Raw genomic sequence first — 15,530 nt, 5'->3', positions numbered from 1 at the left:
CGGCGAGTTCGTGTTCATGGCATCGTGCGGCGGGAGGGGTGGTGATGACCGGAGAGCGTGTGTCGACGGCGGGGTTATGGTCGTCGCCGTCGGTGTGGCCGGTGTTGTTGGAGCCGATCCTCGCCGGCATCCCTGACAGTTCCGATATACCCAACAGTTCCGATACCCCTGCCACGGCCGACGTACCCCTTGCCGATGGTGCCCGCGACGAAGCGGTCAACGAGTCGTTGTGCGCGATGATCGATTTGGAGCGCGGCAAGTCGTATCTGGCGTATGAGATGTATGGGCAGGCGTGGCGGGTTGCGCAGAGTGTGCGGCGTGTTGAGTCGTCGGGCACCGATCATTCGTGGTTGTTGTGTGACGAGCATGCGCAGGTCGCTGCGCGGTTTGCGCATTGTTTGTCGTTGTCGCAGCGGGCTGCCGAGGAGTTGTTGTCGCACGCGATCGCGTTGCATACCCGGTTGCCGAGGGTGTTGTTGGCGTTGCGTGACGGGCAGATCTCGGCGGATCTGGTGAAGGTGGTCATCTCGCATACCGAGTTGGTGGATGGCCGCGAGATCGCTGCTGATGTCGATGCGGAGATCGCCGTCGAACTCGGGTTGCATCGTGGTGCGTGGTTGTGGTGGTCGGTGGCGACGATGGTGGATCGGATTGTGTTCCGTCACGATCGGGATGCGGTGCGGGAGCGTCGGCGTCGGGCCACTGATGGTCGGGAGATGACGGCTCGTCCGACGCGTGACGAGATGGGCCGGTTGTCGGTGACGATGTCGGCCGAGGACATGGCGGTCGCGGTGGCGGGGGTGCGGCGGCTGGCGTAGGCGGTGTGCTCGGGGGATGGGCGGACGGTCGCGCAGCGGTGTCCGGATGCGTGTTTCGCGTTGTTGTCGGGGACGGTGTTCGAATGTCGTTGTGGAAGTGCGGAGTGCACGGCGGTGATCCCGGAGCCGGGTACGGTGCCGCCGATGACCGGTGCGGCGATCGTGCATGTGATCGCGGACGCTTCGACGGTCGCCGCGGCGACGGCCACGCCTGCTGATGAGGTCGCGACCCCTGACGAAGGACGCGTGTCGGCAGGGTTCCTGATCGGGCATGAACTGATTGCCGATACCCAGGTTGCCGAGATCGTGACCCGGCCCGGACGGTGGTGCGGCCGGTCGTGCCCGCGGGGACCGTGGAGAACGGGGATGGCTCGTTCACCGTGCCCGCGTATCAGCCGTCTGATCCGCATCGTCCGTCGTCGGCGTTGGACACGTTTGTGCGGGTGCGTGATGGAGTCGGGGTGAATCTGGGGGATGCGACGCCGTCGTTTGCTGCTGACGTCGAGCATGTCGAGGAGTTCGATCACGACAATCCTGCGGCTGATGGGCAGACCAGCCCGGACAATCTGAACATCAAGTCGCGGTTCTTCCATCTACTCAAGACGTTTGGTACTGGATGGCTCGATATGCAGTATCGCGATGGTGCGGGCCGGTTGCGGACCGAGTTCGTGACCCCGGAGGGTTTGGTGGTGCCGGGGAAACCGGAGAATCTGGAAGTCCTGTTTCCCGGGTTGCGGCGGGTGCGGTTCACACCGCCGCGGACGCGGCAGACGCCGGCCGGTGGTGAGGATGAGGGTGATCCGGAGAAACCGGGCCCGCGGATACTGCACGCACCCCGTCGTTCGATGACGCGGGTGGCGGCCAAACATGCCCGTCGCCGTGCCGAGCGGGAGCGCAACCGTCGCCGCGGCGAGAACGGCACCTCCGACATCCACGCACGCATCCGCGGACTGGACTGAGCGACTGACTGAAAACCGCTGCCCGAGTTGGCAAACGCGGGTGGTACACCCACCGCGTTTGCCAACTCGGGCAGCGTTCCGAACGTCAGTACATGATCACCCCGCGCACGTTCTCGGCGTGGCGCATCGCGGCGTATCCGTCGTTGACCTGGTCGAGAGTGTATGTGCGCGTGATCATCTCGTCGAGCTTGAGACGCCCCTCCATGTACAGGCGTAGCAGGTGGGGGATGTCGAAGCGGATGTTGGCGTTGCCGAACCATGCGCCCTTGAACGTCTTGCGCATCGCGGTGAGGTCGAACAGGCTCATCGTGACGTCTGTGGCGGTGAGGTCACCTACCGAGACCTGCACGCACACACCACCCTTGGCGACCAGGCTCATCGCAGGTGCCACCAGGGCACCCTGTGCGACGTCGACGGTGATGAGCACCTTGTCGGCCAGCTGACCCCAGGTGATCTCCTGCAGGAGTTCCTGTGCTTCCTCGATGCTCGCGACCGCGTGCGTGGCGCCGAAGATCTTGGCCTGATCCCGCTTGAACGGCGACGGATCGACGAGCACGACGTGCCGAGCACCCGCCAGCGCGGCACCCTGCACCGCGCCGCAGCCGACACCGCCCATGCCCAATACGACGACGGTCTCACCGGCAGAGACGCCCGCGGCGTAGACCGACGAGCCCCAACCGGTGGTCACACCGCACCCGACTAGCGCGGCCTTGTCGAGCGGGATGTCCTTGGTGAGTTTGACGCATGACGCCTCGTTGACCACGGTCACCGGTGCGAAGGTGCCGAGCAGGCACATCAGACCCGCATCCTGGCCGTTGACGTGATGACGGGATGTGCCGTCGGAGAGCTGCACGCCGGCAAGCAGATTGGCGCCGAGATCACAGATGCTCGACATCCCCTTGGCGCACGACGGGCACCGCCCGCACGCCGGGATGAAGCCGAGGGCTACGTGGTCGCCGACCTCGACGGACTTCACCCCCGGGCCGATCTCGGTCACCACACCGGCGCCCTCGTGGCCGCCGATGTACGGATACATCCCCACGGGCACGCTGCCATCGCGGACGTGCTCGTCGGAATGGCACATCCCCGACGCTGCCAGCTCGACCTTCACCTCGCCGTACTTCGGGGCGTCGAGCTCGAGCTCTTCGATCTGCCAATCCTGGCCGGGCTCCCACAGAACTGCTGCTTGTGTCTTCATGATCGATCCTTGTCTTCGGTGAAACTACTTCGGTGGTCCGATGTTCGGGCGGTCGTCACAGGTCTGTCGGTTCAGAGAACGACGGTGACGACCTTCTCCTCGGTGTTCGCGACGATGCCCGCCCACCCGAGCTCACGGCCGATACCGCTGGTCTTCATGCCGCCCCAGGGCAACGCCGGGTCGATCGCCGCCCACCCGTTGACCCAGACCGCTCCGGCCCGTACCCGCGCCGCCAGCGAATGTGCCTGAGCCACATCCGATGTCCAGATACTGGCGGCGAGGCCGTAATCGGTGTCGTTGGCCAGTGCGATCGCCTCGTCCGGTTCGTCGAAGGCGATCACCGTGCCGACCGGCCCGAAGATCTCCTCGCGGGCGATCCGCATGTCGTTGGTGGCGTCGGCAAAGATGGTGGGCTGCACGAAGAATCCGGACTCCCCGCCACGGTCGCCGCCGGCGACGAGGCGAGCCCCCTCGGACCGGCCGGACGCGATGTAGTCCAGCACGGTGGCCTGCTGTTTCGCGTTGACCAACGCACCCATGGTGGTGGCCGGATCCAACGGGTCGCCGAGGACCTGCGCGGCCGCGGCGCCGGCGAGTCCCTCGACCACCGCGTCGTAGTACGAACGATGCACCAGCACACGGGTTCCGGCGGCGCACACCTCGCCCTGATTGAAGAACAGCCCCATCGCGGTGCCGTTGATCGCGGCCTCGACGTCGGCGTCGGCGAGGATGATCTGCGGTGACTTGCCGCCGAGTTCGAGCGTGGTGCGCTTGAAGGTGTCGGCGGCCACCTTAAGGATGTGGCGACCCACCCGTGGGCTTCCGGTGAAGCTGATCTTGTCGACGTCGGGATGCGCGGTCAACGCCTCACCCGCCACCTCGCCGAGTCCGGGGACGACGCCGACGACGCCGTCGGGCAGTCCGGCCTCGGCGAGTAGCGATGCCAGATGCAGGATCGACAGCGGTGCATCCTCCGGGGGCTTCACCACGACGGTGTTCCCGGCTGCCAGGGCTGGTGCGAGCTTCCATGCGGCGATCATCAGCGGGGTGTTCCACGGGATGATCGCGCCGATCACACCGACCGGCTCGCGCACGGTGTAGGAGTGTGTCGGCCGCCCGAAGTAGCCGGCGGTGGGGATCGACTGCCCGGTGATCTTGTCGGCCCAGCCCGCGAAGTGACGGAACGTGGCCGCCGCGTTGGGGACATCGAGCATCGCGGGCTGGCGGATCGGCTTGCCGATGTCGAGCGACTCGAGGCGGGCCAGGATGTCGGCATCACGCTCGATGAGGTCGGCCACCCGGTTGAGCAGTGCGCCGCGAGCCGCGCCGGGGGTGGCGGCCCAACTGCCCGACAGTGCGGCACGGGCCGCCCGGACCGCGTCATCGATGTCGGTGGCCGAGCCCGCGGCGACGTCGACCAGGGGCCGACCGGTCGCCGGGTTCAGGTCGGTGAAGGTCTCACCGTCGGCGGCCGCGCGCCAGGCACCTCCGATGAAAAGCCTCGTCTCGGTGCCCGCGGGTAGGTGGGTGGCCGCGCCGCCGATGTCCACTGCCGTCATTGCGTCTCCGCTCTCTCGGTCGTTGTGACTGCTGCCACAATTCTCGAAATCGGCGGCCGGCATTACTTGCACGTGCGCGCATGGATTGTTGACCGAACGCGAACCATCACAACTGGCTAACGACCGCTCCCGCGATTTCCGAGTCGCTGATACGGGGCGTTAAGCTGAGAAAAATGTGACTGCTGTGATTGAAGGGGCTAATGGTGCACAAGAGCTTAGTGCGGGTTTTGGCGGCGATGTCGACCGCCGTGGCCGTCGGCGCGCTCACCGGCACAGGCGTCGGTGTCGCCGACACCGACCCGGCGCCGCCCAATTCCTCGGCCAACACGTCGACGACGTCGACCACCTCGACCGCCGACCGGCCGGCCAACCCCGCCAATCCGGCACAGATGAACGCCTCGAAAATCCAGACCCTCGTTCATGACTCGCCCCAGCAGGTCACCGCGATCGTGTACTCGGCGTCGATGGACAAGCTGATCCCGGTGACTGTCCTGCTGCCCAAGGACAAGAGCAAGCCCGCCCCGACGCTGTACCTGCTCAATGGCGCGGGCGGCGGCGAAGACTCGGCCACCTGGGCTGCCAAGACCAGCTACACGCAGTACTTCGCCGACAAGAACGTCTATGTGGTGACGCCGATCGGGGGTGCCTACTCCTATTACACCGACTGGCAGAAGGACGATCCGGTACTCGGGCGCAACAAGTGGACGACTTTCCTCACCAAAGAGCTTCCGCCGCTGATCAACAAGGAGTTCGACACGACGGGCGACAACGCCGTCGCCGGTATCTCGATGGCCGGCACGTCGGTGCTCAATCTCGCGATCGCGGCCCCGGGACTATACAAGTCGGTCGCCGCTTACAGCGGTTGCGCCCGCACCAGTGACCCGTTGGGGCTGGCCTACATCCGAATGGTCGTCGGCGATCGCGGACACGGCGACATCGACAACATGTGGGGCGTGCCGGGCGGCCCCGGGTGGGTGGCCAATGACCCGTACGTCAACGCCGGAAAACTCAAGGGCACCAAGGTGTACATGACCAGCGGCAGCGGTCTGCCGGGTCCCAACGATCAGCTCAATGCGCCACTCATCAACGGCGATCCGGTCACCCTCGGCAACCAGATCCTCCTCGGCGGTGTGATCGAGGCCGCGGTGAACCAGTGCACCGAGCAGATGGCCCAGCGGATGAATGAGCTCGGCGTCGAGAACAACGTGATGCTGCGCCCCACCGGAACTCATTCCTGGGCCTATTGGGAACAGGACCTGCACGACACCTGGCCCATGATCGCTGCCGACCTCGCGAAGCGGCCGGCCGGCAACTAGGCCGATAGACGCCTAGTAGGCCATGAACAGGATCTCGTTGCGCGAGTACTCGTGGTCGGGGTGATTCTCGGCCAGGTGCTTGCGAACGTTGTCGACGAGTTCGTCTTCGGTGGTGCCGCGCAGCATCTCGCCGCACGGGCAGGTCAGTCGGGTCTTCATGAGTGGGGCACCCGATCCTTCAGGAGTAGTCGGACGGTCAGTTCGAGGCGATTGGTGACGTCGGTCGCCGACGCGCGGCGCGTGAGCCACTGCACCAGGTTCGACATCCACACGTCGGCGAGCACGCGGGCGATCGCGAGATCCTCCTCACTTGGCTCTCCCGCGTCGACAATCGCACCGGCGAGGAGTCGGTCGATGATGCCGGCGACCTGATCGACCTCAGCGGTCGCCGACGCGTCGGCGAACATGAACGCCCGGGTCATCGCCTCGGTGAGAAGCGGGTCGCGCTGCATCGCGAAGGTGATCATGTCCAAAACGTGCCGAAGACGTTCGATCGCGTTGTCGCCGCGCAGTTGTGACCGGTCGGCCCGAGACTCCACGCGGGCGAGTTCGCGTGCCAGTGAGGTCACCAACAGATGCACCTTGGACGGGAAGTACCGGTAGAGCGTGCCCACCGCGACGTCGGCTTTTTCGGCGACGGTCCGCATCTGGACGGCGTCGTAGCCGCCCTTGGACGCCAACGTGAGGGTGGCGTCGAGGATGCGACGCCGTCGGTCGCGCTGAGCCGCTGACCCGTATTCGCTTGTGCCTGTCTCGGCGACTGCTTCGGTCGCGGTGTTCTCAGATGCAGCCATGTGCTCTCGGACATCCTCACGTCGTCGGGTCGCGGTGGTCCGTGCGGTCGCGTCGGTGGGTAGGCGAACGCGCGTCCTCATGGCATATTAGAACAGGTTCTATTTCTTGGTCACCTTTCGACACCGAAGGAATCCCGTGACTCTCGCCACGTCTTCCGAACAGCTCGCGGTCTGCGAGGCCATCAAGGCATGGTCGGCGCGGGTCGGTACCACCGACATCGCCCGCGCCCAGATCGACACACCGGGGGAGGGCTGGTTGGAATTGTTCCACCAACTCGCCGAGTTCGGGCTGTTCGCCGCCGTATTACCCGAATCGCAAGGTGGTCTGGGCGCGGGCTTCACCGACCTCGCCGCCATGCTCGAGCAATGCGGTCGCGACCTTGTGCCCGGCCCGATCGGCGAGACCGTGGCGACCGCACTCGCGCTCACCATGTCCGACGATCCGCGGACCGGGGACCTGTTGGCCGCAGTGGTCGCAGGCGAGGCGCCTGGAGTCGTCGGGGTCTGCGACGGTCCGCTGCCATCCCTCGGGGATCGGATCGAGGTGGTGGTGCCCGGATACGTCGACGCAGCGGTTCTGCTCCTGCCCACCGTCGACGGATGGCGGGTTCTCGGGCCCGGCTACGGGACGCGCGAGCGGACCGTCGAGACCCCGGTCGACGGTGCCACGCCCCTCGCCCGCGTCACGATCGAGGGGCTCAAGTCGGATGCGCCGATCGTGTGCGCCGATTCGCCGCTCGTTGCCGGTGTACTGGCGTTGGCGCGCAACGCTTTCGCGAGTGGGGTGTGCCGCTGGGCGCTCGACACCGCCGTCGGCTACGCCAAGGTTCGCACCCAGTTCGGAGTCGCGATCGGCTCCTTCCAGGCGATCAAACACATCTGTGCCGACATGCTCTGCCGCACCGAGCAGGTCGAGGCCGCGGCCTGGGATCTCGCGAACGCCCTCGACTCCGCCGCTGCCGACGCCGGCGCCGGCGCGGACGAACAATTGTCGCTGAGCGTCGATGTCGCAGACATCCTGGTCGCCGATCTACCCGTCGCCGTCACCAAGGACTGCGTGCAGGTCCTCGGCGGCATCGGCTTCACGTTCGAACACGATGCGCATCTGTATCTGCGGTCGGCGATGACCGCGCGCGCCCGTCTCGCCGCCGGTGTTCCCGCGCGGATATCGCTGTCGCAGCGTGGACTCGGCGGGCAGCGGCGCGAGTTCGAGATCGACCTGTCGGCGGTCGAGGGCGATCGTGCGGAGGTTCGCGCGATGACCGAAAAGGTACTCGCCGCACCGGAATCGGAGCAACGTCGGCTGCTCGCCGAGAGCGGCTATCTGGCACCGCACTGGCCGCCGCCGCACGGGCTCGGTGCCGATCCCGCGCTCCAACTGCTCATCGACGCCGAGTTCGACCGCGCAGGTGTCCTCCGGCCCGACCTCGTCATCGGGGCCTGGGCCATCCCGACGATTCTCGAGCACGGTACCGACGCCCAACGCGACCGCTTCGTGGCGCCCACGCTGGCCGGCGACATCATCTGGTGTCAGCTGTTCAGCGAACCGGAGGCCGGCTCGGATCTGGCCTCGCTGCGCACCCGCGCCACCCGGACCGATGGTGGCTGGATGCTGACCGGACAGAAGATCTGGACCTCACAGGCACACAATGCGCAGTGGGGAATCTGCCTGGCGCGCACCGGCGATGGTGAGACACCTAAGCACAAGGGCATCACCTACCTCCTGGTCGACATGGCCTCGCCGGGCATCGACATCCGGCCGCTGCGCGAACTGACCGGTCGCGCGAACTTCAACGAGGTCTTCCTCGACGAGGTGTTCGTCCCCGACGACTGTGTGGTCGGTGAGGTCGGGGGCGGGTGGCGACTGGCACGCACGACCCTGGCCAACGAGCGGGTGGCCATGGGCGGTTCCGGTCTCGGCAAGGAGATGGAGTCGCTGCTACACCAGATCTCCGGGATGTCCCGGCCGCTCGAACTCGCCGAGCACGCACGTCTGGGCCGACTGGTCGCCGACGCCCACATCGGTCGGGTCCTCGACGCACGTGCGGTCACCAGGCGTCTGGCCGGCCATGATCCCGGTGCGCTGTCGAATGTGCGCAAACTGATCGGCGTCGCCCACCGGCAGTCGGTCCCCGACGCCGCGCTGGATTTCCTGGGATTCGATGCGGTGGTGGCCGGTGGCGCTTCGGATCTCGCGTTGCAGAATCGGTGCCTGTCGATCGCAGGCGGCACCACCCAGATTCTCAAGACGGCCGCGGCGGAACGGATCCTCGGACTCCCGCGCGCCTGATCTGATACAACTAGAACAGGTTCTAATTCTTGCGATAGGAGGTGCCGGGTGGACTTTGCTGTCGATACCGAGGCGATTGCCGTCGGAGATGTCGCCGCCGAGGTGCTCGCACGACACAACACGGCCTGGGAGTCAAAGTTCGCCGACATCGTCGGCGGCTTCGACACGGCGCTGTGGAACGAGATGACCGCTGCCGGACTCGGGCATCTGGCGCTGCCGGAGTCGCTGGGTGGTGACGCTCTGGGCATCCTCGCGTTGACGCCGCTGTTGCGGCGCCTGGGGGAGTCGGCGGCTGTGGTGCCCGCGATCGGATCACTGACGTCGGCGCTCGTGCTGCGTACCCTCGACCCGCAGCAGCAATGGGCGGACACGCTCGCCAAGGGCGCCTGGCACGCCGTCGCACTCGGCGAGCTCGGCGGTGCGCTCACCGACGACCCGGCGACGTCGCTGCGCGATGGCAGGCTGAACGGGGTCAAGACCGGGGTCCTGCACGCGGAGGGTTCGGCGGTGTTGCTCGTCGGCGCCGACGCCGGAGTCGTCGCGGTACGCACGGAGGCGCCCGGCGTTGCGCTGGTGCGCACCCCCACCTCAAGCGGCTGGGGTGAGTACACGGTGCGTTTCGACGACGTCTGCGTCGACCCCGCCGACCTGCTTACCGCCGACCGCGCGGTGTTGCGCGACGCCTACCGGACCGCGTTGTGCGCCTACGCCGACGGCCTGATCGCCGGCGCCACCCGACTCACTGCCGACCACGTCACCAACCGTCACCAATTCGATAAGCCGATCGCACTGTTCCAGGCCGTCAGCCAGCAACTCGCCGACGTCTACGTCGTCGGCCGCTCGATGAGCCTCGCGACCACCGCCGCAGCGTGGAGGATGTCAGAAAATCTTGATGCGCAACAAGATCTGGCTATCGGCACCTATTGGATGGCCGACGAGCTGCCCCCGACCCTGCGCACGATGATCCACCTGCACGGCGGACTCGGCGTCGACGTCACCTATCCGTTGCACCGGTACTTCTCGATCGCCAAGGATCTCGCCAGATTGGTCGGTGGGCCGTCGGCGCGGATCGACGAGCTCGCGGGCCTGCATACCGAGGAGACCGCCGATGTTCATTGACCTGACGCCCGATCAGTGGGCGCTCAAAATGCAACTGCGCGAATACTTCACAGACCTGATCGGTCCCGCTGACGCGCGCACCATGCTCACCGAGCGGCACGGCAAGACCTACCGCAAGGTGATCAAGCAGATGGGAACCGACGGGTGGCTCGGCGTCGGATGGTCCAAAGAGTACGGCGGCAAGGGTTTCGGTGAGATCGAACAACAGATCTTCACCAACGAGGCGGTCCGGGCCGACGTCCCGTTGCCCGCGGTGACCCTGCAAACCGTCGGCCCGACCCTGCAGGAACACGGCACCGAGGAGCAGAAGAGCCTGTTCTTGCCCAAGATCCTCTCCGGTGACGTGCATTTCGCGATCGGCTACACCGAGCCTGAGGCCGGCACCGACCTGGCGTCGTTGACCACCACCGCGGTCCTCGACGGCGACCACTACGTCGTCAACGGACAGAAGATCTTCACCACCGGCGGCCACGATGCCGACTACATCTGGCTTGCGGTGCGCACCGACAAGAACGCCCCGAAGCACAAGGGCATCTCAATTCTGATCGTCGACACCACCGATCCCGGCTTCTCGTGGACCCCGATCATCACCGCCGACGGCGCGCATCACGTCAATGCCACGTACTACAACGACGTGCGGGTGCCGGTGTCGATGCGCGTCGGCGAGGAAGGCGACGGCTGGCGGCTGATCACCACCCAGCTCAACCACGAGCGGGTGATGCTCGGCCCCGCCGGCCGCATCGAGGGACTGGCCGCCCGCGTCCGGCGCTGGGCGCAGCGTGCGAGCGTCGACGGCGTACCGATCGCCGAGCAACCCGACGTACGACGCACACTCGCCCGGATCGACGCCTACGCGCGGATCAACGAATTGCTCAACTGGCAGGTGGCCTCTACCGGTGAGGTCATCTCGATGGCCGATGCCGCGGCCACCAAGGTCTTCGCAACCGAACGACTACAGGGCATCCACCGAATGATCGACGAGATCCTCACCCGTCATGGTGATCTCACCGACCCCGACACCGCTGAGCTCGTGCGATGGCTCGACGTGCAGGTCAAACGCAACGTGGTCATCACCTTCGGTGGCGGCGTCAACGAGGTGATGCGCGACATGATCGCCACCGCTGGACTCGGATTGCCGAGGGCCAAGCGATGACCGCCCAGACGAGTGAGGCCATCCTCGAGGCCGCCGAACAGATCAAGGCGGCCGGACCGAGTGCACCGGTCGCCGGCCGGGATCCGGTGAACCTGCCCATGATCGGCAACTGGGTGGAGGCAATGGGTGACGACAACCCCATCTACGTCGACGCCGACGCGGCTCGTGCCGTAGGCCACCAGGGGATCGTCGCACCACCGGCGATGACGCAGGTGTGGACGATGCGCGGGTTGCGCGGGGTGCGCAGCGCCGACGATCCGCTCGGGCGTGCCAGCGAACTGTTCGACGAAGCCGGCTACACCTCGGTCGTCGCCACCAACTGCGACACCGTCTATCACCGCTACGTGCAGGTCGGTGAGGAGGTGAGCCTGTCGGCCGAACTCGTCGATGTCGTGGGACCCAAGACCACCGCGCTCGGCGAGGGCTGGTTCTTCACCACCCGCAACACCTGGTCGGTCGGCGACGAGGTGGTCGCCGAGATGGACTTCCGCATCCTCAAATTCCGTCCGTCCGCCGGATCATCGGTTTCGGAGACGGCGATGGTCCCGGAGGACCTTGACCCCACGAAAATGTTGCGGCCCAGTGTGTCCCGGGACACCGCATTCTTCTGGGACGGCGTGGCGTTACACGAACTGCGCATCCAGCAGGTCGCCGACGGCTCGTTGCGGCATCCGCCGATCCCGGCGATCTGGAAGCCCCGTGCAGCCGACGGTACCGTGCCGGACACCGACTACGTGGTCTCCACCGGGCAGGGCACCGTGTACAGCTACGTGGTGCACCGCGCACCGAAGGTACCCGGTCGTGAGCTGCCCTTCGTCGTCGCGCTCGTCGAACTCGATGAGGGGGTGCGTATGCTTGGCGAGCTGCGCGACGTGGACCCCGATGCTGTGCAGGTTGGGATGCCGGTCACCACAACTTTTCTCGACTTCCCCGCCGACCCCGACACCGGCGCCCCGGCATGGACGCTTTACGCCTTCACGCCGCGTGCGAACGGAGAGCAGTCATGACCATCGACGCGGCACCGGCAGTGGAGGTGGGAACGAGGTTGCCGGAGTTGATGATCGAGGCGACCCCGACCTTCGTCGTGGCCACCGCGCTGGCCACCCGCGACTTCCAGGACGTGCACCACGACCGGGATCTCGCGCACGCCAAGGGCTCCAAGGACATCTTCGTCAACATCCTCACCGACACCGGACTGGTCGAGAGGTTCGTTACCGATTGGGCGGGCCCGTCGGCCCGCATCACCAAGATCACTCTCAAGTTGGGAGTGCCCTGGTATGCCTACGATTCGGTGAGGTTTACCGGTGAGGTGATCGCCCGCGATCAGGATACGGTCACCGTGTCGGTGGTGGGTACCAACTCCCTTGGCAAACATGTCATCTCGACGGTTTCACTGACGTTGCACGCAGGAGCGAAGTGATGGGAACAGCCAAGTGACAGCCACACTGGGCGGACAGGCTGCCATTGTCGGTATCGGAGCGACCGAGTTCTCCAAGGACTCCGGGCGCAGTGAGCTCCGGCTGGCCGCGGAGGCGGTGGGTGCGGCGATCGCCGACGCCGGACTGACCCCGGCCGATGTCGACGGCCTGGTGACCTTCACCATGGACACCAACGCCGAGATCGCCGTCGCCAGAGCGGTCGGCATCGACGAGATGACGTACTTCTCGCGCATCCATTACGGCGGCGGGGCGGCGTGTGCGACCGTGCAGCAGGCCGCGATGGCGGTCGCGACCGGGGTCGCTGAGGTCGTCGTGGCCTACCGGGCCTTTAACGAGCGATCGGGATTGCGCTTCGGGCAGGTGAATTCGGCCGTCGCCAATCAGGAGAACTCGTCGGGAACCGACAATGCGTTCGCTTACCCGCACGGTTTGTCGACCCCGGCGGCGTTCGTCGCGATGGTTGCGCAGCGCTACATGCACGACTACGGCGCCACCAGTGCCGACTTCGGTCGGATCGCGGTCGTCGACCGCAAGCACGCGGCGGTGAACCCGAATGCGTTCTTCTACGGCAAACCCATCACCCTCGACGACCATCAGGCCTCGCGCTACATCGCCGAACCCTTGCATCTGCTGGATTGCTGCCAGGAGTCCGATGGTGGTGTGGCGCTGGTGATCACGTCGGTCGATCGTGCCAAGGACCTGCCGCACCCGCCCGCGGTGATCGCCGCTGCTGCCGCGGGAAGTGCGGCCAACCAGTTCATCATGACCAGCTACTACCGCGACGAGTTGGCGGCGTTACCCGAGATGGGCCTCGTCGGCCGCCAGCTCTGGGAGCAGTCCGGGTTGGGCCCCGACGAGATGGATCTGGCGATTCTGTACGACCACTTCACCCCGTACACGCTGCTCCAGCTCGAAGAGCTGGGCTTCTGCGGCCGCGGCGAGGCAAAGGATTTCCTCGCCGAGCCCGGCGCCCTGGAAGTGGGTGGGCGGTTGCCGCTCAACACCCACGGCGGCCAGCTCGGTGAGGCCTACATTCACGGCATGAACGGCATTGCCGAAGGCGTACGGCAACTGCGCGGCACCTCGGTTAACCAGGTCGACGGTGCGACGCGGGTCGTCGTGACCGCGGGCACCGGCGTTCCCACCAGCGGTCTGGTCCTGACCGCATGACCCCACCCCCCAAAGGAGTTCGTCAATCATGAGCCCAGACGCCCAGACCCCTGCTTCGCAGACCCCCGTCAAGTTCAACCTGGCCGACGTGTTCGAGACCGTCGCGGACTCGGTGCCCGAGCGGATCGCCCTGAGCTACCAGGGCCGCCAAATCAGTTACGCCGAACTCGACAGACTCGCCAACCGTGTGGCACACCTGTTGCGCGACAACGGTGTCGGTACGGCCGATCATGTCTCACTCTTTCTGAAGAACAGCGTCGAGCACGTCACCAGCCTGCTTGGGCTGCTGAAGATTCGCGCGGTCCCGGTCAACGTCAATTATCGGTACACCAACTCTGAGCTGCTCTACATCTTCGACAACTCCGACTCGCGGGGCATCATCGTCGAACTCCCCGAGCATCAACGCAGTGTTGCCGCTCTGCTTCCCGAGTTGCCGCTGGTTCGCACGGTGTTCGTCATCGGTGGCATCATCGACGAATTGACCACGGCCGCAGCGTCATTACCCGACGGTCGTACGGTCTCGATCGTGTCTTTCGCCGGCGAGGCTGCGGCGTCGGAAGATCGAGACTTCCAGGCCCGCACCGGTGACGAGCTCTACCTGCTCTACACCGGCGGCACCACCGGATACCCCAAGGGCGTGATGTGGCGGCACGACGACTTTTTCCGCAAGCCCATCTCCGGCGGCAATCCGTACGGCGATGCCCGCAAGGATCTCACCGAGTTGGCCAGTGCGGTCAAGGACTTCGGCTCCATCGCCTTCAACATCGCAGCGCCACTCATGCACGGTGCGGCGTCGTACTCGTTGTTCACCTTCCTCACATTGGGTGGCCGGCTGGTGCTGATGCGCGACTTCGACCCGGCTTCAATCGTGGCGGGCATCGAGGACGAGAAGATCCAGATCATCCTCATCGTCGGTGATGCGATGGGTATGCCGCTCGTCGAGGAGATGGAACGCCGCAAGGACGACGTCGACCTGTCGTCGCTGTTCTCGGTGACCTCCGGCGGCGCGATCTGGTCGCAACACAACCGCGACCGATTCGCGGCGATCAAACCTGAACTCATCTTGCGCGACAACTTCGGGGCGTCGGAGTCGGGCAACGACGGCGTGATCATGATGGACGACAACGGCAATCTGCGAGTACCGCCGACCGACAAGATGATGGTCGTCGACGAGCGGCTCAGCCAGATCGAGCCCGGCTCGGGCGACGTCGGATACATCGCCCGCATCGGCAACGTGCCGCTCGGGTACTACAAGGACGAGGACAAGAGTGCCCGGACCTTTCCGACCCTGCCCGACGGTCGTCGCATCTCGATCCTCGGCGACATGGGAACCGTGGAGGCGGACGGGTCGATTGTCTTTCTCGGCCGGGGTTCGCAATGCATCAATACCGGTGGGGAGAAGGTGTATGCCGAAGAGGTCGAGGCAGTGCTGCACGCCCATCCCGCGATCGGTGATGCACTCGTGGTCCCGGTGCCCGACGAACGCTATGGTCAGCGGGTGGCCGCGGTCGCACGCGTCGCCGACGGTGAGGTAGAGCCCACCCTCGCCGAGATCCAGGAGTATTGCCGGGAATTGCTGGCCGGATACAAGGTGCCACGCGCCATCGTGTTCGTCGACGAGGTCAAGCGCACTCCGGCGGGCAAGGCGGACTATCGCTGGGCCAAGGACACCGCGGTGGCCTCCGAACAGCGGGCTGTGACAGCCTGAACGTGGA

13 protein-coding genes and 1 pseudogene are annotated in these 15,530 nt (G+C 66.0%); 10 read left to right on the top strand and 4 right to left on the bottom strand.

Features of this window, described 5'->3' with window-relative positions; all coding sequences use genetic code 11:
- Positions 1 to 44 precede the first annotated feature (44 nt).
- A pseudogene (locus tag EF294_RS12245) lies at positions 45 to 1,019 on the top strand (DUF222 domain-containing protein); the annotation flags it as partial.
- Between the two features lie 137 nt (positions 1,020 to 1,156).
- On the top strand, positions 1,157 to 1,777 hold the full coding sequence (locus EF294_RS12235) for a hypothetical protein (protein WP_246007824.1): 621 nt from the start codon (positions 1,157 to 1,159) through the stop codon (positions 1,775 to 1,777).
- Between the two features lie 85 nt (positions 1,778 to 1,862).
- Here the strand turns inward: EF294_RS12235 and EF294_RS12230 are convergent, their stop codons facing one another.
- Both EF294_RS12230 and styD read right to left on the bottom strand, forming a co-directional pair.
- A complete protein-coding gene (locus EF294_RS12230; protein WP_123930138.1) occupies positions 1,863 to 2,975 on the bottom strand; it encodes an NDMA-dependent alcohol dehydrogenase in 1,113 nt (370 codons plus the stop codon).
- Between the two features lie 71 nt (positions 2,976 to 3,046).
- Entirely contained in the window at positions 3,047 to 4,534 is a 1,488-nt protein-coding gene (styD, locus tag EF294_RS12225; protein WP_123930135.1) for a phenylacetaldehyde dehydrogenase StyD, read from the bottom strand.
- 200 nt (positions 4,535 to 4,734) lie between these two features.
- On the opposite strand from styD, the gene EF294_RS12220 reads away from it, so the two are divergent.
- A complete protein-coding gene (locus EF294_RS12220) occupies positions 4,735 to 5,850 on the top strand; it encodes an alpha/beta hydrolase (RefSeq protein ID WP_123930132.1) in 1,116 nt (371 codons plus the stop codon).
- Between the two features lie 12 nt (positions 5,851 to 5,862).
- On the opposite strand, the gene EF294_RS12215 is transcribed toward EF294_RS12220, so the two are convergent.
- Entirely contained in the window at positions 5,863 to 6,009 is a 147-nt protein-coding gene (locus tag EF294_RS12215; RefSeq protein ID WP_006369769.1) for a YuzB family protein, read from the bottom strand.
- Entirely contained in the window at positions 6,006 to 6,644 is a 639-nt protein-coding gene (gene kstR / locus EF294_RS12210) for a cholesterol catabolism transcriptional regulator KstR (protein WP_123930129.1), read from the bottom strand. Before kstR ends, EF294_RS12215 begins: the two co-directional genes overlap by 4 nt.
- Before the next feature lie 136 nt (positions 6,645 to 6,780).
- On the opposite strand from kstR, the gene EF294_RS12205 reads away from it, so the two are divergent.
- The 7 genes from EF294_RS12205 to EF294_RS12175 are packed head-to-tail and all read left to right on the top strand — an operon-like array spanning position 6,781 to position 15,523.
- Complete coding sequence (locus EF294_RS12205; protein WP_123930123.1) at positions 6,781 to 8,934, top strand: acyl-CoA dehydrogenase family protein; 2,154 nt, start codon at positions 6,781 to 6,783, stop codon at positions 8,932 to 8,934.
- Between the two features lie 48 nt (positions 8,935 to 8,982).
- Positions 8,983 to 10,053, top strand: a complete 1,071-nt coding sequence (locus EF294_RS12200; protein WP_123930119.1) for an acyl-CoA dehydrogenase family protein — start codon at positions 8,983 to 8,985, stop codon at positions 10,051 to 10,053.
- A complete protein-coding gene (locus tag EF294_RS12195) occupies positions 10,043 to 11,206 on the top strand; it encodes an acyl-CoA dehydrogenase family protein (RefSeq protein ID WP_123930116.1) in 1,164 nt (387 codons plus the stop codon). Before EF294_RS12200 ends, EF294_RS12195 begins: the two co-directional genes overlap by 11 nt.
- The gene (locus EF294_RS12190) at positions 11,203 to 12,213 is read left to right on the top strand and encodes a bifunctional MaoC family dehydratase N-terminal/OB-fold nucleic acid binding domain-containing protein (RefSeq protein ID WP_123930113.1); all 1,011 of its coding nucleotides are present in this window, start codon (positions 11,203 to 11,205) and stop codon (positions 12,211 to 12,213) included. Before EF294_RS12195 ends, EF294_RS12190 begins: the two co-directional genes overlap by 4 nt.
- A complete protein-coding gene (locus EF294_RS12185; protein WP_123930110.1) occupies positions 12,210 to 12,626 on the top strand; it encodes a MaoC family dehydratase in 417 nt (138 codons plus the stop codon). Before EF294_RS12190 ends, EF294_RS12185 begins: the two co-directional genes overlap by 4 nt.
- A 13-nt stretch (positions 12,627 to 12,639) precedes the next feature.
- Positions 12,640 to 13,815, top strand: coding sequence for a lipid-transfer protein (locus EF294_RS12180; RefSeq protein WP_123930107.1), 1,176 nt, complete (start codon positions 12,640 to 12,642; stop codon positions 13,813 to 13,815).
- 28 nt (positions 13,816 to 13,843) lie between these two features.
- Positions 13,844 to 15,523, top strand: a complete 1,680-nt coding sequence (locus tag EF294_RS12175; RefSeq protein ID WP_123930104.1) for an AMP-binding protein — start codon at positions 13,844 to 13,846, stop codon at positions 15,521 to 15,523.
- Positions 15,524 to 15,530: the final 7 nt, after the last annotated feature.

Origin of the sequence: Gordonia oryzae (assembly GCF_003797185.1) — a bacterium.
In the GTDB taxonomy this organism is placed as follows: domain Bacteria; phylum Actinomycetota; class Actinomycetes; order Mycobacteriales; family Mycobacteriaceae; genus Gordonia; species Gordonia oryzae.
The sequence above is the reverse complement of the archived record's forward strand: the minus strand, read 5'-3'. Positions and strand labels throughout refer to the sequence as shown.